The organism is Veillonella parvula (assembly GCF_024461875.1).
Lineage (GTDB): Bacteria > Bacillota > Negativicutes > Veillonellales > Veillonellaceae > Veillonella > Veillonella parvula_I.
In genome coordinates this window covers 1-22,427 of the sequence record NZ_JANGAL010000005.1, presented here as the reverse complement: position 1 = coordinate 22,427, position 22,427 = coordinate 1, and the positions used below count along the sequence as shown (strand labels likewise).

The window sequence follows — 22,427 nt, the reverse complement described above, 5'->3', positions numbered from 1 at the left end:
TAAGACGAGATGAACCGAATTTTTAAAGTAATCTGGAGTCGTACAAAGGGATGTTATGTCGTTGTAGCTGAAACAGCGAAAAATATGTCGAAACGCTCGACAATGACATCGGTATTTGTCAAGATGATTGGTATTTCTATCTGTACTGTTATGTTAGCAGGAGGGATTATACCAACTGAAGCGCAGGCATCTACACTAAAATGGGGTGATAATGCCCAAGCTAAAGAGGGTACTGTAGCGATAGGTGATAATAGTATAGCAAAGGCAGATAACAGTGTGGCTGTGGGTACAGGGGCCACTGTTAGTAGTGGTTATGTGCAAGGCGTTGCAATAGGTAGAACAGCGACAGTCTCGGCTGATAATGGTGTAGCAATAGGGAATTTGACTAAATCATTTTCAAAAAATGGATTTGCTCTAGGTAATAATTCCCGGGCTGGATATAATGATGCTGATCAACTTGTAGGAAAAGATAATGATCAGGCATTTGGTACAAATGCGCGCGCCTGGGGAGGATCCTCCATGGCTTTTGGTAATGATGCTAAAGCCGGTGGTGGCGGTGCCATATCGATGGGGAATGGGTCACAATCGCGAGCTGACTGGGCGGTAGCTATCGGTAATGGTGCTAGAGCATTTAAACAAGGATCTTCCGCTTTAGGTACAAATTCTACTACTAATGGATCTCACTCCACGGCACTTGGCTGGGCTAGTACAGCCAACGGTTATGCCGATATTGCGGCCGGTGAAGGCTCAGTCGCATCCGGTGGGAATTCTTTAGCTTTAGGGGTTAATTCTTCCACGTCTACAGGAGCAGAAGGCTCTGTGGCGTTAGGTTTGAGCAGTAAAGCAGAGAAAACAAATTCTATGGCTTTAGGTGTGTCCGCTAATGCCGGACATGAACGCTCAGTTGCATTAGGTGCAAATTCTAAAACTGATAACACAGTAAGTACCCCAAATCAGTATGTAAACGGTTTGTGGTTTAAGAATTTAGCGGGGGGAACGGCGGATTCTACCGTAAGTATCGGTAATGATACGGTAAAACGTACGATTACAAATGTGGCAGCAGGGCGTATGAACGCTTCGTCTACAGATGCTATTAACGGTAGTCAATTGTTTGGTGTCGCAAATAGTTTGGGAAATTTAGCCACTACAACTAAAAATATCCTTGGTGGTAATGCGGCTCTCGATCCTGATACCGGTAAGTTGACGATGAGCAATATTGGTCTTACAGGTAAAAGCACAATCCATGATGCTATTAGATATAATAAAGACAATATCGATAAAGGTCTGGGATTTGATGGAGATACCGGTACTGCATTTAATAGACAGTTAGGTCAAACGACGGTTATTAAAGGTGGTGCTAGAGGTGCTATGTCTGACGGTAACATCGGTGTTCAGGCAGAAGCTAACGGCACATTAAATGTAAAATTGGCTAAAAAAGTAACTGGTTTGGACAGCGTGACAACAGGAAACACCACGATTGATAATAGAGGGTTGTCTGTAGGCAATAAACTCTATGTGTCCTCAAGCGGTATTTATGCTAATAATCAAAAAATTTCCGGTGTTGCACCTGGGAATGGCGGCAGTGATGCAGTTAACTATAGTCAATTACAAGATGTGGCTAATCGTATTCCTAAATTGACTACGGTGAAAGAACAAGATCCGAACATAAGAATATTAGAAGGTACTAATGCATATGGCGGTAAGGAATATACCGTCGGGTTAAATAGTACAATCGTTGTAGGTCGAAATGCATCATATCCGGTAACAGTAGATGGTTCTAATGGACATATAACCGGTCTTACAAATAAAAATTGGGATTTAAATAACCCTACACCTGTATCTGGTCGTGCTGCTACGGAAGATCAGTTAAAGCGGGTTAATGAGAAAGTTAATTCTAATCAGTATTTTATTAATCGAAATGCGCAGAGCATTTCAGATAACTCAAGCCGTATCGGTAATAATGCACGAGATATCACAAAAAATACAGGTGATATCACTACTAATAAGAATGATATTAATACTATTAATAATACTCTTGAAAAAGGACTCAATTTCAACGGCGATACAGGGGCTACGATTAAGAGAAAATTAGGCGATACTCTAGTCGTTAAAGGCGGTGCTACAGGGGCATTATCCGATAATAATATTGGTGTTGTATCCGATGGTACCGGCAGATTGAATGTAAAATTGGCAAAATATTTAACAGGCTTGGATAGCGTTAATGCAGGAAACACTACGATTAGTAAAAATGGCTTAAGTGTAGGTGCTAGAACCTATATAACACCAAATGGCATCAATGCTAATAATCAAAAGATTACAGGTGTAGCTAATGGTACAGCGCCTGATGATGCAGTTAATTTCAGTCAATTGCAAAATGCTATCGGTGGTACTGCTAAGGCCACTACGGTAAAAGGGAAAGACGCGAACGTAACCGTAACAGAAGGTACCAATGCGAATGGTGGTAAGGAATTCACTGTTGGATTAGGTAATAAACTTTCGGTAGGTACAGCACATCCTGTAAATGTGGATGGAACTGCTGGAACTGTAACAGGTCTTACTAATACAGCTTGGAATGTAAATAATCCACAAGCCGTAACCGGTCGTGCTGCAACGGAAGATCAGTTGAAAACTGTTAATACGCAAGTTAACACAAATAAGGATAAAATAGAGCAAAACACAACTGACATTGCTCAAAATACCACTGATATTGGTAAGAATAAGCAAGATATAGCTAAAAACACCACAGATATAGCTAAAAATACAACCGATATTGGTAAGAACACGACTGATATTGCAAAAAATAAACAAAATATCGCTCAAAATACACAAGATATTACAACTAATAAGAATGCTATCTCTACCATCAATACAACTATCGCTAAAGGCCTTAACTTTGATGGAGATAGTGGTGCTGTAATTAACAAACAATTGGGCGATAAACTTAGCATCAAAGGTGGTGCTGCGGCTGCGAACTTGACGGACAATAATATCGGTGTCGTATCTGATGGCAGCACATTAAATGTAAAACTAGCTAAAACATTAACCGGTTTGGACAGTGTGACAGCTGGTGGTACAACTATCAATAATGGGGGCTTAACCGTAGGCGGCAAGACCTATGTAACACCGAACGGCATCAATGCGAATGACAAGAAAATAACTAATGTTGCTGATGGTGACGTAGCGGCTAACTCCAAAGAGGCGGTTAACGGCGGTCAACTTCATGCGGCTAAAACCGAATTAAATAACAGTATTAATGATGCTAAAACTGAATTAAATAAGAATATCGGTGATGCCAAAACTGAACTCAATAAAAATATTAATGACGCTAAAACTGAACTGAACGGCAATATAGATAATGCTAAAACAGAGCTAAACAATAATATATCGACCGCGAAGAATGATGTGATTAATACAGGACTCAAGTTTGATGCGGACACAGGCGGAACTAAGACAAATAAACTAGGTTCTAAGGTAACGGTAAATGGTGATGATAATATCACAACAGAAATCAGTCAAACTGGTGACGATACTAAGATCGGTCTTAAATTAAAGAAAGATCTCAATGTTACTACTATTACTGCCGCTGATACTGTGAAAGCTGGCACTGTGACTATGGGCAAACAAGCTGGTGGTGCTGGCGGTGCGAACGGTAACTTTGTGACAGGGCTCGATAATAAGTCTTGGAACGCGGATAATCCTCAAGCTGTAAGTGGTCGTGCTGCAACAGAAGATCAGTTGAAATCCGTTAATGATAAGGTCAATACAAATGTAACCAATATCAATAAAGGGTTAAACTTTAACGGCGATAGCGGTGCTGCGATTAATAAAAAATTGGGCGACACTGTTACCATTAAAGGTGGTGCTACGGCGGATCTTACGGACAATAATATCGGTGTCGTGTCTGATGGCAGCACATTAAATGTGAAATTAGCTAAAACATTAACCGGTTTGGATAGCGTAACAGCTGGCGGAACAACAATCAATAGCAGTGGTTTGACCGTAGGTGGCAAGACCTATGTAACGCCGAGCGGTATCAATGCAAATAATCAAAAGATTACTGGCCTTGCAAAAGGCACGGACCCTACTGATGCGGTTAACTTCAGTCAGTTGCAGGATGCTATTGGTGGAACCGCTAAGGCAAGTACTGTGAAAGCTAAAAACAGCAATATCACTGTAGAAGAAGGAACAAATGCAGCCGGTGGTAAGGAATTTACAATCGGACTAGGCGACAAAATCACCTTAGGAACTGCTAATCCTGTATCTGTGGATGGTACTGCAGGCACGGTAACTGGTCTTACCAATACTGCTTGGGATGTAGATAATCCACAAGCCGTAACTGGTCGTGCTGCAACGGAAGATCAGTTGAAATCTGTTAATACGCAAGTTAATACAAACAAGGATAAAATAGCTCAAAACACAACTGACATTGCTCAAAATGCGACTGATATTGGCAAAAATAAGACTGATATTGCACAAAATAAACAAAATATTGCTCAAAATACGCAAGATATTACGACTAATAGAAATGCTATTTCTGCCATCAATACGACTATTGCTAAAGGTCTTAATTTTGATGGAGATAGCGGCGCTGTAATTAACAAACAGTTGGGTGATAAGCTTAGCATCAAGGGCGGTGCAGCGGCTGCTAACTTGACGGACAATAATATTGGTGTCGTATCTGATGGCAGTACGTTAAACGTGAAGTTAGCTAAAACATTAACTGGTTTGGACAGCGTAACAGCTGGTGGCACAATCATCAATAGTGGTGGTTTGACCGTAGGCGGTAAGAATTATGTATCTTCAAATGGCATCAATGCGAATGATCAAAAGATTACCAATGTTGCTAATGGCGATGTGGCGGCTAACTCCAAAGATGCGGTGAACGGCAGTCAATTGCATGACACTAAAACTGAGTTAAATAAAAATATTAGCGATGCTAAGACTGAGTTGAATAAAAATATTGGTGACGCTAAAACTGAACTTACCAACAAAGGCCTTCGTTTCAATGCGGATAATGACGACGAAAAAACGAATAAGCTAGGCTCTAAGGTAACCGTAAACGGCGACGATAATATTACGACGGAAATTAGTCAAACCGGTGACGATACGAAGATTGGTCTTAAATTGAAGAAAAATCTTAATGTTACATCTGTTGCTGCTACGGAAACTGTGAAAGCCGGCACTGTAACTATGGGTAAACAATCCGATGGTGTAACCCCTGCTAATATGGGCAACTACATAACTGGTCTTGATAATAAGGCTTGGAGTATTGATAACCCTACAATTGCATCCGGCCGTGCTGCAACAGAAGATCAATTGAAGACAGTTACTGAAGCTATCAAAACTCAAGGTGCTAGTGCAACGGACTTCAGTCTCGTTGCAAATCCTACGGCGGGATCCAATGGTGACTATACTGTAGATGCCAACGGTGATGTATCATTGACAGTCCAAGATAAGAACCATCCGGCTCAAACAAAAACCGTAACGATTAAAGATGTGGCATCTAAATCCGAAGTGGATAAAGGCTTGAACTTTGACGGTGACTCTGGCACAACTATCAACAAGAAGCTAGGTGGTACTGTTGCCATTAAAGGCGGAGCTGCAGCTGCAGATTTAACAGATAATAATATTGGTGTTGTATCTGACGGCACAGGTACACTAAACGTGAAGTTAGCAAAAACATTAACCGGTTTGGACAGTGTAACAGCGAGTGGTACAACTATTAATGCTGGTGGTTTAACAGTAGGTAATAAGACCTATGTATCTCCAAACGGCATCAATGCGAACGACCAAAAGATTACCAATGTTGCTGATGGTAATATTGCTGCTAATTCCAAAGATGCGGTTAACGGCGGTCAATTACATGACACTAAAATTGAGCTCAACAAAAAAATTGGTGACACTAAAACCGAACTTAATAATAATATTAATGATGCTAAGACTGAGCTTACCAATAAAGGCCTTCGTTTTAATGCGGATAATAATGACGAAAAAACGAATAAGCTAGGCTCCAAGGTAACAGTAAATGGCGACGACAATATTACGACGGAAATTAGTCAAACTGGTGACGACACGAAGATCGGCCTCAAATTGAAGAAAGATCTTAATGTTACTTCTGTTACTGCAGCGGAAACTGTGAAAGCCGGCACTGTAACCATGGGTAAACAGTCCGATGGTGCAACCCCTGGTAATACGGGCAACTATGTAACTGGTCTTGATAATAAGGCTTGGAGTATTGATAACCCTACAATTGCATCCGGCCGTGCAGCAACGGAAGACCAATTGAAAACAGTTAGTGACGAAGTTAAGAAACAAGGTGCTAGTGCAACGGACTTCAGTCTCGTTGCAAATCCTACGGCAGGTTCCAATGGTGACTACACTGTAGATGCTAATGGTGACGTAGCATTGACAGTCCAAGATAAGAACCATCCGGCTGCTCAAACAAAAACCGTAACGATTAAAGATGTGGCATCTAAATCCGAAGTGGATAAAGGCTTGAACTTTGACGGTGACTCTGGTACGACTATTAACAAGAAGTTAGGTGGTACTGTTGCCATCAAAGGCGGAGCTACGGCTACAGATTTAACGGATAATAATATTGGCGTTGTATCTGATGGCACAGGCACACTAAATGTGAAGTTAGCTAAAACATTGACTGGTTTGGACAGCGTAACAGCTGGTGGTACAACCATTAATAGTGGTGGTTTAACAGTAGGCAATAAGACTTATGTATCTCCAAATGGCATCAATGCAAACGACCAAAAGATTACCAATGTTGCTGATGGTAATATTGCTGCTAATTCTAAAGATGCGGTTAACGGCGGTCAATTGCATGACGCTAAATCTGAGTTAAATAAAAACATTAGTGATGCTAAGACCGAGTTGAATAAAAATATTGGTGATACCAAGGCTGAATTAAATAAAAATATTAGCGATACTAAGACCGAGTTGAATAAAAATATTAGTGATACCAAAACTGAACTCAACAATAATATTAATGACGCTAAGACTGAACTTACCAATAAAGGCCTTCGTTTTAATGCTGATAATAACGATGAAAAAACGAACAAGCTAGGCTCTAAGGTAACAGTAAACGGCGACGACAATATTACGACAGAAATCACGCAAACCGGTGAAGATACGAAAATCGGTCTTAAGTTGAAGAAAGATCTTAATGTTACATCTGTTACGGCTACGGAAACTGTGAAAGCCGGCGATGTGACAATGGGTAAACAGTCCGATGGTGCGAATCCTGCTAATACGGGCAACTATATAACAGGTCTTGATAATAAGACTTGGGATGCAGGTAATGTCGTATCTGGTCGTGCTGCAACAGAGGACCAATTGAAACAAGCCTTGGCAGGTCAAACTGATACAGGTCTTAAATTCAATGCCAATGTAGGCGGTGTACAAACTAATAAATTAGGCTCTACTATCACTGTTCAAGGTGAAGGCAATGCTGCTGATACCGACTATAGCGGTGATAATATTAAGACTTTCATCAAACAAGATGCAGCAACAGGTAATACAACAATTGATGTAAAAATGAACAAAAACCTTAAGGCTGAATCTGTGAAAGTCGGAAAAGATGATAAGGCTGGCGTATCTCTCACAGGTCCAGATGCGGCGAATGGCACCGACGGTAAAGTAGCTGTTACAGATAAAAACGGCAAGGATGTAGTGTCCATGTCGGGTAAAGACGGTGTTGGTCACATCGGATTAAGCGGTAAAGACGGTAAAAGTGCGGATATTACTGCTGAAAAAGGTGCTGCTAATCTCAATGGAAATGAAATCACGCGCATTAAATACAAAGATGAAAATGGTGCAACCCATGAAGTGGCAACCAAAGATGATGGCATGGCATACGGTGGCGACTCCGGCACTACCATCAAGAAGAAACTTAATGAACAATTGGACATTAAGGGCGGTGTCACCAATGAAGATGAGTTGACCGAAAATAATATTGGTGTTATTAGTAAAAATAATATCCTTAATGTTCGTTTGGCAAAAAATCTGAAAGGTCTAGATTCCATAACTTTCAACAATGGTACTAATGGTGCAAACGGTAAAACCGTTGTAAATGGTGAAGGTATGACCATTCAAGATAAGGATGGCAATCCGTTGACTGCTGTTACAAAAGACGGCGTAAAGATTACCAACGGTCCATCCATGACGAAGGATGGTATCGATGCGTCTAATAAGAAGATTACGAATGTAGCCGACGGTACAAATCCTAAGGATGCGGTTAATAAATCTCAATTGGATAAAGCCGCTGCCGCTGCTACGGCAATCGTAACAGAAGGTAATAATATCAAAGTTGATAAGATCACTAATGGTGATGGCTCTACAAATTACAAAGTAGGCCTCAAAGACCAAATAACAATGGGAACTGATGCTACGAAACAAATTGCGATGGATGGTACAACAGGTACGATCAAAGCCGGTGACAAGGTTACAATCGACGGCAATAAAGGCACCATTAACGCCGGTGATAAAGTTGAAATCGATGGTGATAAGGGCACAATCAAGGCTGGTAATGTGGCGATTGACGGTACAAACGGTACAATTAAGGCTGGCGACAAGGTAACTATTGATGGTAAAGATGGTAAGATTGCAGCAGGTAAGGTCTCTGTTGATGGCAAGGACGGTCATGTGACAGGTTTGGAAAACAAAGATTGGGATCCTAACAACATCACAAGTGGTCGTGCTGCTACAGAAGATCAATTGCAGAAGTCCCATAAAGCCTTGGATAATAAGATTAATAATTTAGGTGATGACATTACGAAGAAAGGCATGGATTTTGCCGGTAATACAGGTGATTTCCACCGTGATTTAGGTCAAAAGGTTACCATCAAAGGTGAAGGACAAGGGGCCGATAGCGATTATTCCGGCGAAAATATCAAAACAGTAGCCGAAAATGGTAATGTTACTATTAAAATGGCTAAGAATCTTAAGACCGACAGTATTACTACCAAAACAGTTACTGCTGATACGGTCAATACTGATAAGGTGAAAGTCGGCAAAAATGGTCAAGATGGCGTTTCCATTACAGGTCCAGACGCTGCGAATGGTACAGACGGCAAAGTAGCTGTTACAGGTAAAGACGGTAAAGATGCTGTATCTATGTCGGGCAAAGACGGCGTTGGTCACATCGGTTTAACTGGCAAAGATGGTCGCAATGCGGATATAACTGCTGATAAGGGTGATTCTGATCTCGGAGGCAATGCTATTACTCGTATTAAGTACCAAGATGAACAGGGCAAGACACATCAAGTGGCAACCAAAGACGATGGTATGAAATACGGTGGCGATTCCGGTAATGTGATTAACAAAAAGCTTAACGAACAGATAAACGTAGTCGGTGGCATTACTGATGCTAACAAGTTGACTACAGAAGATAATGTAGGCGTCGTATCTGACGGCACTAATCTTAAAGTTCGTATGGCGAAAGATTTGAAAGGTCTTACATCTGTAACTACTAAGGATGCTGGAGGTAACTCTACGGTTGTAAACGGCAGTGGCATAACCATTACTCCTGCTAGTGGTAACACCGTAAGCCTTACTAAAGATGGATTGAATAACGGTGGTAAAACAATTAGTAATGTAGGCCCTGGTGTAAACGGCACGGATGCGGTTAACGTAAATCAATTGAAGGGAGTTACGGAGGGAATGGCTAATGCTATTAATTCCGTAGCGGGCGAAACGCAACGTGTAGGTGCTCATGCGGCAGCTATGTCTGCGTTGAAACCGATTCAATATGATCCGTTAGAACCAACTCAAGTGATGGCTGGTATCGGCAATTACAGAGGTGAAACCGCAGCGGCGTTAGGTGTTGCTCACTACACATCGGAAGATACTATGTTCCATGCAGGCGTATCTGTTGGTAGTCGTCATAATATGGTGAATGCCGGTGTAACTCGTAAATTCGGTTCTTCTGATGAGAAGAAGGCTATTCCTGAGCGCTACAAGGGCGGTCCTATCAGCTCTATGTACGTAATGCAGGATGAAATGACTGCTTTGAAAGCTGAAAATGCACGCATGAAAGCGCAGGATGAAAAATTAACTGCAGACTATGCGGCATTGAAAGAAGACAACCTTCGTCTACAGAAAGATAACGAAGAAACTAAACGACAATTAGCTCTTATTATGAGTCGTTTAGGTATGTAAATCATATAGATTTCATTTTATATTCATGTGATAAAAATTTGTTGATGTACCAGAAAATACCCATGAAGATTAGATGATTTTAACCCTATATGGTATATAAAATGAAAGAACGAAAGTCTACTGTGAAAAGACTTTCGTTCTTTTTTTGTATTTGGCTTCACAAACCTTTCATAATAGTGTATAATACAGAACATATAATTTTAATCGAAAATTATGAATATGATTAATTTACTATAAAATCATTAGTTTTAGATTATAAGTGTTGTTTGGCCCATTGTAGCAAGGGTTTTTATGATTGAAAATATATTTAAATGAATAAGAAAATCAATTTTTAAAAGAAGTTTAAAGTTCTGAAAATAAATGAGCGAAATGTGAAAAAAATATATTTACATTCATAAACTAATCTGATATTTTATATGTATAGTAATTAAATTTTTGATGAAAATTTTATTATTTTTAGTGTTTTAGTGTTGGTTTTAGAATCCCTTATAAAACTGTGTGAAAGGTAGGTACTACTAAATGAATCGTATTTATAGGGTAATTTGGAGTCAGGTACGGGGCGCATATGTCGTTGTATCTGAAATCGCAAAAAGCCATACTCGTGGCTCCAAAAGCTTTGTTAGTAATTCCGCTAAAGCTTCGGTAAAAGTTGGCTTGGCGGCTATGGTTTTAACCTGCGGTAGTGGGTTGATTTCGGGTGTTGATGCAGCGCCTAACAGAGGCCTTTCTTTGGCTCCTGGTGAAGGTCCTAATGATGGTGGGTTTACATATTTATATCCTAGCCAAAATTCTCCTTATATTCAAATGTATGATTACAAAACACCGGGGAATCCAGGACAAGGATATTTATATACAAATAATAAGGTGTTTGGCATCCAAATCGGTAACAATGCGAATGCCCGTGCTAATGATGGTTCTGTGTCTGGTATTTCTATCGGTGACTATTCCCAATCTCGTGCGTTGGGTATCGGTTTAGGCCACTATGCTCAATCTGAACAAATCGGTGCTATTGCTGTTGGCTCTGCTGCGAAGGCAAAAGGCTTTAACTCTTTGGCGATGATGCGTCAAGCCTATGCAGGTGAACAATATGCGGCAGCTATTGGTACGGCAGCATCTGCACAAGGTAAAGCGAGCTTGGCTATGGGTCACTCCGCATTAGCAACAGGTGATCAATCTATTGCTATTGGCTCTGCAAATCCAACACCAATGAAGGATGATAAAGGTACACCGTATACAGCATATGACGGAACTACTAATACTCAAGCTAATGCAGCTCGTTCTATTGCTATCGGTCAAGGTGCTAAATCAAATACCGTAGATAGCATAGCTATGGGTACAGGTGCTAATGTAGTAGCAGGCACAAATTATAAAGGCGAGAATTATACTCACGGCATAGCTATCGGCAGTAATGCTCTTTCTCAGGGAATACAAGGTGTAGCTATTGGTAACGGTGCAGCACATTATCGTGATAATGCGGTTGCTCTTGGTAACAATGCGCAAACTCGTGCCAAAGACGGCATCGCTATCGGTAATAATGCTGAATCCGGCATTCAAAATGATCCTCAATACAAAGTAAATAATTCCGTTGCTGTAGGTAACTCTGCACGTGCTCATGGTGGTTCCGGCGTTGCTCTTGGTAATGATACATATGCATTGGGCGGATCTTCTGTGGCTGCAGGTAATGCGGCATGGGCATTAGGTGAACGTTCCACAGCTATCGGTAACAATGCTCATTCTGAAGGTTACGGCTCTATTGCTATGGGTCGTGAAGCGAGTGCTTTGAGTACTCAAGATGGAGACAAGAAAAATGTTGTGGCTATCGGTGATGATGCACAAGCAACTGGCTCCCGTTCCATCGCATTGGGCGTAAGCGCTCAAGCTGGTACATTAGAACGTGTACGTGATCGTAGCGTTTACAAAGATAATCCTGAATTAATCACTAAACTTAAAGCTCAAAAAGAAGTAACTGATGCAGTAGCAATCGGTAGCGAAGCAAGTGTACAAGAAAACGAAGGCTTAGCTCTCGGTAGCAAAGCAACAGTAAATAATGTTCGTGGCGTTGCATTAGGTGCTAATTCTGCAACAGCTGCCCCTGTAAGCACAGCTAGTGAAACTATTAATGGTTTAAAATACAACTATGCAGGTGGTACTGCTGATTCCACAGTTAGCGTAGGTAATACTTCTACAAAACGTACAATTACAAACGTTGCTGCTGGTCGTGTAAGTGCACAATCTACAGATGCTATTAATGGTAGCCAATTATATGGCGTTGCTAATGCAGTAGGTAATGTAGCTAACAGCACTAAGAATATCTTAGGCGGCAATGCTCAGGTTGACCAAAACGGCTCTATCACCATGACTAATATTGGTGATACAGGTAAAAACACTATTCATGAAGCTATCAAATCCGCAAATTCTGGTTGGGAACTTCAAGTTAATGGCCAAAAGGTTAAAGATGTAAAAGCTCCAAACCGTACAGTGAACTTTAACGCTGGTAAAAATATTAAATTAGAAGGCTCTGGAGACAATGTTACGGTTGCAACAGTTGATAATGCAAACTTCAACTCCGTTACAACTGGTATCGTATCTATGAGCAAAACCGGTATCAATGCTGGTGGTTATCAAATTACCAATGTACAATCTGGCGGTGATACATTAACAAATGCGGCTAATATCGGTGATATTTCTCGTATTGCTGCAAAATACGATAAATACTTGCAACGTGGTTCTGCAACGTATGAAGCAAACGGTAATGGCAAGATTAACATGACCGGTACAAATGGCTTGACTGCTGAAGTAACAGGTTTGAAAAACACGTATGTTACATCTGGTACAGTATCCAATGACGGTAAGAGATTGACATTGACACGTAATGACAATCAAACATTCGATGTTGATATTTCTAAAATCTCTAATGGTCTTTCCAAAACTGACTACCGTTTGATTGCAAACCCTGCAGCAGGTAGCAATGGCGAATATAAAGTAGCTGCTGATGGTAGCATGACATTGACTGTTGCTGATGCTGATGGTTCCAACCCTAGACAAGTTAAGTTGACGAACCTTGCTTCTAAAGAGCAACAAGATATCAATACTACTAATATCACAAATAACACTAACAAGATTGCTAAAGGCTTAAGCTTCCAAGGCGATAACAATGTTAAAATCAACAAACAACTTGGCGATACTTTAGGTATTACAGGTGGCGCTACAGGTGCTTTGTCTGACAACAACATCGGTGTTGTAGCTAAAGACGGCAATCTAAATGTTAAGTTGGCAAAAGACCTAACAGGTTTGAACAGCGTAACTGCAGGTTCTGTTCGCGTAGGTAAACATAGCGACAATAAAAACTATGTAACTGGTTTGGACAATAAAGAATGGAATGTTCAAAACCCTACCATTACATCTGGTCGTGCAGCAACTGAAGATCAGTTGAAAAAAGTGTCTGATGAAATTAAGACTACTAATGCGGCTAAAACAGATTACCGTTTGATCAACAATGCAAACTCTGCAGACGGTTCTTACTCTGTAGAAAACAACAAGGTTGATTTAAAAGTTAAAGATGAAGCTCATCCTAACAGCCCTGCTAATACAGTAACAATCAACAACATCGCATCCAAAACTGAATTGGATAAATTGACAGAACGCGCTGTTAAATATGATCTTAACGGTACTACTGTTAATAAAAACAAGGTTACTTTGGAAGGCCAAGGCGGTACAACAATTACTAACTTGAAAGCTGGTGAAGTATCTTCTACTTCTACAGATGCTGTAAACGGTAGCCAATTACATGATGTGAAAATCGAAGCAGGTAAACATTCTAAAGTTACTGTTTCCGATGATAACCTCAAATTGACAACTACTCCTGCTACAAGCACTGAAGGTGCTAAATATGATCTTCGTTTGAACAACAAAGTGACATTGGGTAGCGGTAACAATCAAGTAGTTCTTGATGGTACAGCAGGTAGAGTAACTGCTAGTGGCGTTGTAATGGGCGCTCAAACTGTTCAAAATACGAAACATGCAAGCGAAACTGGTAATTATGTAACTAACTTGGACAATAAGAACTGGGATTCCACATCTATCGTATCCGGTCGTGCAGCGACTGAAGATCAGTTGAAAAAAGTTAGCGAGCAAATTACTCAACAAGGTAGCAGTGCAACTGACTATCGTCTTGTAAGAAACTCCAGTGCTGATGGTTCCTACAAGGTAAACGACAATGGTGAAGTATCCTTGACTGTAGAGGATAAAAACCATGCAGGCGTTAAAGAGCAAGTTACAATCAATAACATTGCATCCAAGACTTCTGTAGATAAATTGACAGATCGTGCTGTTAAATATGACATCAATAACGGTGTTGTTGATAAAACTAAGGTAACATTGGAAGGCGCTAATGGCACTACTATTACAAATGTAAAAGACGGTGCTGTAACAGCTACATCTACAGATGCTATTAATGGTAGCCAATTGTTCAAGACTAAAGAAGAATTGATCAATAAAGGCATGAAATTCGGTGCTGACTCCGGTAACGTAATCAATAAAAAACTTGGTGAACAAGTAAACGTTAAAGGTGGCATCACAGAAGCATCCAAATTGACTGCTGAAGACAATATCGGTGTTGTATCCGATGGCTCTAACGACTTGAAAGTTCGTTTGGCTAAAGACCTTAAAGGTTTGAACAGCGTAACTGTAGGTGATACAAAAGTTACTTCCAACGGTGTAACTATCAGCAACGGCGCTACAAACAATGCATCTGTATCCCTTACTAAAACAGGCTTGGATAATGGTGGTAACAAGATTACTAACGTTGCTCGTGGTACAATCGACAGCGATGCAGTAAACTTGGCACAATTGAAAGAAGTATCCAACAGTGCATCTGCAGCAAATACAAAGGTAGCTGAAGGTAAAAACATTAAAGTTGATGAAAGCATCGACAATGTAACTAAAGCTAAAACATATACTGTAGGCTTGAAAGATGAAGTAACATTAGGCGCAGGTAATACAGCTATCAATATCAACGGTACAACAGGTATCGTGAAAGCCGGCACTGGCGATAATGCTGTGACTATCAATGGCACAAATGGTACTATCAACTCCGGTAAAGTGACTATTAATGGTACTACAGGTACTGTTAATGAATTGACTAACAGAACTTGGAATCCTAATGCTATTACTAATGGTCAAGCTGCGACAGAAGATCAATTAAAAGTAGTAGACAATAAAATTGATACTACAAAAACTGAAATCGTAGAAAAAGGCTTGAATTTCCAAGGCGATGCAGGTACTGCAATTCATAAAGACCTTGGTCAAACATTGAAAATCTCTGGCGGTCAAGCTGACGCATCCAAACTTTCAGAAAATAACATCGGCGTAGTTAATAACAACGGGGTATTGAATGTTAAACTTGCTAAAGATTTGACAGGCTTGAACAGCGTAACAACTGGTAATACTGTTATCAATAACGATGGTTTGAAAATCAACAACAAACAATTCGTTACAGAAAACGGCTTCAATGCTAACGATACTCAAATTACAAACGTGAAAGCTGGTACAGAGGATAACCACGCAGTTAACCTTAAACAGTTGAAAGAAGTATCTAACAACGCAGCTGCAGCTAAAACTGTTGTAAAAGCTGGCAAAAACATCAATGTAACTGATTCTGAAGATCCACTTACTAAAGCTAAAACTTACACAGTTGGTTTACAAGACACAGTAACATTGGGTTCTGGCAATACTGCTGTTAATATCGACGGCACAAAAGGTATTGTGAAAGCTGGCGAAGGCAACAATGCTGTGACTATCAACGGTACAAACAGCACAATTAATGCTGGTAACGTAGCGATTAACGGTGCAACAGGCAATATCAATTCCGGTAAAGTTCTTGTTAATGGTGCTAAAGGTACTGTAAACAACTTAACAAATATCACTTGGGATGCTGACCATATCACAAGCGGTCAAGCTGCAACAGAAGATCAATTGAAAGTTGTTGATAAGAAAATTACTGACAATGGTAGTAACTTGACTAAGAAGGGCTTGAACTTCAAAGGCGATGACGCTACAAGCATTCATAAAGATCTTGGCGAAACATTAGATGTTGTAGGTGGTACTTCCGATAAAGCTAAATTGTCTGACAATAACATCGGCGTGGTATCTGAAAACGGTAAGTTGAATGTTAAACTTGCTAAAGAGTTGACTGGTTTAACAAGTGTAACAACTGGTGCTACAACAATTAATAACGAAGGTTTAACAATTGGTGGTAAGAAATTCGTTACGGCTAACGGCTTTGATGCTAACAATACACAAATCAAAAACGTAAAAGCTGGTACTGAAGGTAATGATGCAGTTAACTTGAATCAATTGAACGAAGTTAAAAATGCGTCTAACACTACAGTAGAAGGTAGCGAAAACATCAATGTTGATTCCACAGTAGACCCTAATACACACGCTAAAACTTATAAAGTAGCATTGAAAGACAATGTAACTTTAGGTTCTGGCAATAATGCAATCAACATCAATGGTACTACAGGTATCGTGAAAGCTGGTGACGGTGCTAATGCTGTGACTATCAATGGTACAAATGGCACTATCAACTCTGGTAAAGTGACTGTTAACGGTACTGCTGGTACTGTAAACAACTTGACAAACATTACTTGGGATGGCAAAAACTTCACAAGCGGTCAAGCTGCAACAGAAGATCAATTGAAATCTGTTGATAAGAAAATCACTGACAACAGCACTGACTTGACTAAGAAAGGCTTGAACTTCCAAGCTGATTCTGGCGAATTAATTCATAAAGATCTTGGTCAAACATTGGATGTTGTAGGTGGCATTACTGAAAAATCTAAATTGTCTGACAACAACATCGGTGTGGTATCCGAAAACGGTAAGTTGAATGTTAAACTTGCAAAAGACTTAACAGGCTTGAACAGTGTAACAACAGGTCAAACAACTATCAACAACGATGGCTTGACAATCAATAACAAACAATTCGTTACAGATAATGGCTTCAATGCTAACAATACACAAATCAAAAACGTAACTGCTGGCGTGGAAGATAACGATGCTGTAAATGTTAAACAATTGAACGATGTAAAAGCTGCATCTAATACAAAAGTAGAAGGTAGCAAAAACATCAATGTTGATGAAACTGTAGATAATGTAACAAAAGCTAAAACTTACACAGTTGCATTGAAAGATACTGTAACATTAGGTTCCGGTAATAATGCAGTCAACATCGACGGTACAAAAGGTATCGTAAAAGCTGGTGAAGGCGCTAACGCAGTGACTATCAATGGCGTAAACAGCACAATCAATGCTGGTAAAGTAGCGATCGATGGTGTAACAGGTAACATCAATGCTGGCAAAGTTCTAGTTAACGGTGCAAATGGTACTGTAAACAACTTGACTAACAGAACTTGGGATCCTAATAACATCACTAAAGGTCAAGCTGCAACAGAAGATCAATTGCAATCTGTAGATCAAAAAGTTACAGACAACAGTAAGAAAGGCTTGAACTTCCAAGCTGACTCTGGTGAATTAATTCATAAAGACCTTGGTCAAACATTGGATGTTGTAGGTGGTATTTCTGATAAAGCTAAATTGTCTGACGGCAATATCGGTGTTGTATCCGAAAACGGTAAGTTGAATGTTAAACTTGCAAAAGATTTAACAGGCTTGAACAGCGTAACAACTGGTCAAACAACTATCAACAACGATGGTTTGACAATCAACAACAAACAATTCGTTACAGCTAATGGCTTCAACGCTAACAATACGCAAATCAAAAACGTAACAGCTGGCGTAGAAGATAACGATGCTGTAAATGTTAAACAATTGAACGATGTAAAAGCTGCATCTAATACAAAAGTAAAAGGTAGCAAAAACATCGACGTTGATGAAGCTGTAGATCCAACTACAAAAGCTAAAACTTACACAGTTGCATTGAAAGACACTGTAACATTGGGTTCCGGTAACACAGCTGTTAACATCGACGGTACAACTGGTATCGTAAAAGCTGGTGAAGGCGCTAACGCAGTGACTATCAATGGCGTAAACAGCACAATCAACGCTGGTAAAGTAGCAATCGATGGCGTAACAGGTAACATCAATGCTGGTAAAGTTCTTGTTAACGGTGCAAACGGTACTGTAAACAACTTGACTAACATTTCTTGGGATCCTGCACACATCACAAGTGGTCAAGCTGCAACAGAAGATCAATTGAAAGTTGTAGATAGCAAAATCGATAAGAACACTGAAGACTTGACTAAGAAGGGCTTGAACTTCCAAGCTGACTCTGGTGATTTAATTCATAAAGACCTTGGTCAAACATTGGATGTTGTAGGTGGCATTACTGATAAAGCTAAATTGTCTGACAACAATATCGGTGTTGTATCCGAAAACGGTAAGTTGAATGTTAAACTTGCAAAAGATTTAACAGGCTTGAACAGCGTAACAACGGGTCAAACAACTATTAACAATAATGGTTTGACAATTGGCGGTAATACATTTGTTACAAACAACGGCTTCAATGCAAACAATACACAAATCAAAAATGTTAAAGCTGGTACAGAAGATAGCGATGCTGTTAACCTTAAACAATTGAACGAAGTAAAAGCTGCGTCCGATACTAAGGTAAAAGGTAGCAAGAACATTCATGTTGAAGAAGAAATCAACGATCTTACAAAAGCTAAAACATACACTGTAAACTTGAAAGACACAGTGACATTGGGCTCCGGCAATACATCAGTTCATTTCGATGGTACAACAGGTATCATTAGAGCTGGCGAAGGTGCTAATGCTGTAACTATCAATGGTACAAACGGTACAATCAACTCCGGTAAGGTAACTATCAACGGTGGTTCTGGTACTGTTAACGATTTGACTAACAGAACTTGGGATCCTAATAAGATCACTAACGGTCAAGCTGCAACAGAAGATCAATTGAAAGTTGTAGATAATAAAATTGATAAGAACACTCAAGACTTGACTAAGAAAGGCTTGAACTTCAAAGGCGACTCCGGTGAAGCTATCCATAAAGACCTCGGTCAAACATTGGAACTTAAAGGTGGCGAAGCTGATGCTTCTAAACTTTCAAATGGTAACATTGGCGTAGTTAATGAAAACGGTAACTTGAACGTTAAACTTGCTAAGAACCTTAAAGGTCTTGACTCTGTAACCGTTGGTTCCGATCCAAACAAACAAGTTGTACTTGACAATAAAGGTGTATCTGTAGGTGGTAAAACATACATTTCTAACGAAGGCTTAAACGCAAATAATCAAAAGATTACTAACGTGGCAGCTGGTGTAAATGATACAGATGCAGTTAACGTTCAACAGTTGAAGAGCAGCATGGCGGCAGCAACTACGACAGTGAAAGCTGGCGATAGCGGCAATACAACTGTAGAAACTACAGTTAATGCAGATAAGTCTAAAACATACACTGTAGATATCAAAAAAGACTTGAACTTACGCAGTGTAACTACAACTACAGACGATCAACAACACTCCACTTTAACAAACGGTAGAGGTGTTACAAGCACTGATACATTTGGTAATAAGACTACTCTTACTGCAGATAATGTGAAAGTATCTGATAGTCAAAATAATACAACTCAAACAACAGCTAAAGGTGTACTTGTAGATAATCCAACTAAGGCCACTGAGTTGACTGTTGACGGTGTTGTAACTACTGACAAAAAGACTAAGAGAACAAGCACAACTGCAGATGGTGTGGTTGTTACATCTGGCATGGGTAGTACTAAAGTAACTACTACTGTTAGCAGCAACGGTGTTGCAATTACTACTCCTCCAGCAGGTCAAGGGTCCCCTAAAGATGGTACTGGTGCAGTAACATTGACTAAGGACGGCTTGAACAATGGTGGCAATAAAGTTGTTAACATGGCAAGTGGTTATGGCGAAGGCGAAGATATCAACAATATTGCTGATAATAGCAGCAGCTTAACAAATGGTGCTAACATCGGCGACTTGAAAAAAGGTATCGATGGCCTTAAGAAAGCTGGCTTAGACTTTGCAGGTGACAAAGGTGAATTCCATCGTAACTTAGGTGAAAAAGTAACCGTTAAAGGTGGCGTTACTGATGAAAGCAAACTTTCCTCTGCAAACAATATCGGTGTTATTTCCGATAACAACGGCAGCTTGAATGTTCGTTTGGCAAAAGATATTACTGGTATCAACTCCATTACAACTATGGATAACTCCGGTCATACAACTGTAACAAACGGTAATGGTATCACAATCAAAAATAATGGTGGTGGCAGCGTATCCTTAACAAGCTCTGGTTTGAATAACGGTGGTAATAAGATTACTAACGTAGCACCAGGTGAAATTAGCTCCACTTCTACTGATGCTGTTAATGGTTCCCAACTTAATCGTGTTGCAAACAGCATGAATAATGTTGTAAAAGAAGTTCGTCAAGTTGGTGCTTTATCCTCCGCGTTGTCTGCATTGAAACCTATGGCTTATGATCCTTACGAACCTACTCAAATCATGGCAGGTTATGGTAACTACCGTGGTGACTCCGCATTGGCATTAGGCGTGGCTCATTACAAAAATGAATCCATGATGTTACATGCTGGCGTAGCTTGGGGGGGTAGCAATAGCCATATGATGGCAAATGCTGGTGTAACTTGGAAAGTAGGCAACAGAGACGGTGAAGCAGAAACTGCAGATCGTTATCGTAAAGGACCTATCAGTTCTACATATGCAATGCAACGTGAACTTGCTGCAATGAAAGCTGAAAATCAAGGATTAAAAGGTGAAGTAGCTGATTTGAAAGCTGAAAATGAACAAATGAAAGCTAATATTGCTGCAATGATGGCAAGACTAGGTTTATAATACGTTCATGCTGAACATTACGGGTTGAGGATTCCCTTTTGGGGGTCCTCTCACCCGATTTAATTCGTTGATAGAAAAGAGGAATATATAATGAAAAAATCCACTTTGCTTGCTTTCACAGCGGCAGTATTATTCGGCAGTGGCGTATTCCATGTTAATGCGGCATCTGCTACATTTGATGATCCATTGCTTTTACCAAATCCGGCTAAAGCGCCTACAACAGGTTCTGTTGTATTGGTTCCTGTGGCTAGCCCTCAGGCAGTGCAAAGTATCCATGAATTTGTGAAAGCATGGGAAAATGCGGAAAAACACATTGCTTTAGCTGAAAGCAAAAAGAATAATCATCAAGCGTTAACTAAAGAAGAAGCTAAATGGTTACATTCTAAAGATAAGCATAACTATGCTGATTATTTCCGTAAACATTCTTTAGGTTATGTACATGGCCAAGAAACTGCATTGAACTGGAATGGTGAAAACCGTAATAAAAACGAGTATAGCTATTACACATTCCCTAAATATGATAAGGACCAAGGTTACACAAATAGCTATGGTTACAATGTATTGCGCAGCATGGTTGATCGCATGAATGAATTGCTTCAAAAACAAAAGGCCGTTGGCGGTCCTTTGACTGATGAAGAAGCACAAGCATTGGAAGATGCTATGCTTGATATCATGGCTCAAGATCAAGAACATGTATCTAATGAAGAATTGCGTTATTACATGAACGAAGCAGTTTGGTTTGCTACAAAACAAACTGTAAAAAATATGTCTGCAGAAGAACCTTCTGTTGGAGACATGCACGAAATTAACCTTCGTGAAGCGATTCAGACAGATAACTAATCATCTAATACATATATAATCACATTATATGTATAGCTTTTGTTATAAGGAATGTGCAGTTACAATAACCTTATATAAAAGTTTTTAATATACAGTGTTGAGACACAAATAAGGGATTCTATTAACACACTGTCATATAGACAAGAAGTCGCAACAGAATGCAATAGATGTATTCTTGTTGCGGCTTCTTTTTATTTTAAATTCTCCCTATATGATATGTCTGAAAGAGTAATATAACTCAAGTTTTAAATCTGTAAAATTAGGCCGTGAAATTGTGCAAAAATAATAATAAAATTTTCCTGAAATTTGTCGTAAAAATTGTCCAAATATTGTTGACATCAGTATATGGAAATGTTATTATATTCAAGTACCCCATATGAAGGGGCACAGATCTTTGAAAACTGAACAATGATAGGTAATCAATCAAAATGATTGAACATATGCCAGAGTGCGGGTTTTGACACAGTCAAAACCAACCATAATTCAAAGCTACTTAATGGTAGCGACAACAAATAATGAGCTATTCAAATAGCTTCAAGATATCTTGGAGAGTTTGATCCTGGCTCAGG

At 39.8% G+C, this 22,427-nt stretch carries 3 protein-coding genes; all 3 read left to right on the top strand.

Annotation, left to right across the window (positions count from 1 at the left end; translation table 11 throughout):
• Positions 1–9 precede the first annotated feature (9 nt).
• The 3 genes from NE668_RS08055 (at position 10) to NE668_RS08045 (ending at position 21,858) form a co-directional block, all read left to right on the top strand.
• Positions 10–10,167, top strand: a complete 10,158-nt coding sequence (locus NE668_RS08055) for an ESPR-type extended signal peptide-containing protein (RefSeq protein ID WP_227037160.1) — start codon at positions 10–12, stop codon at positions 10,165–10,167.
• Positions 10,168–10,686: 519 nt separating this feature from the next.
• Positions 10,687–21,018, top strand: a complete 10,332-nt coding sequence (locus NE668_RS08050; protein WP_227037159.1) for an ESPR-type extended signal peptide-containing protein — start codon at positions 10,687–10,689, stop codon at positions 21,016–21,018.
• A gap of 90 nt (positions 21,019–21,108) precedes the next feature.
• Positions 21,109–21,858: a hypothetical protein gene (locus NE668_RS08045; RefSeq protein WP_058948381.1), complete on the top strand. Its 750-nt coding sequence runs from the start codon at positions 21,109–21,111 to the stop codon at positions 21,856–21,858.
• Positions 21,859–22,427 lie beyond the last annotated feature (569 nt).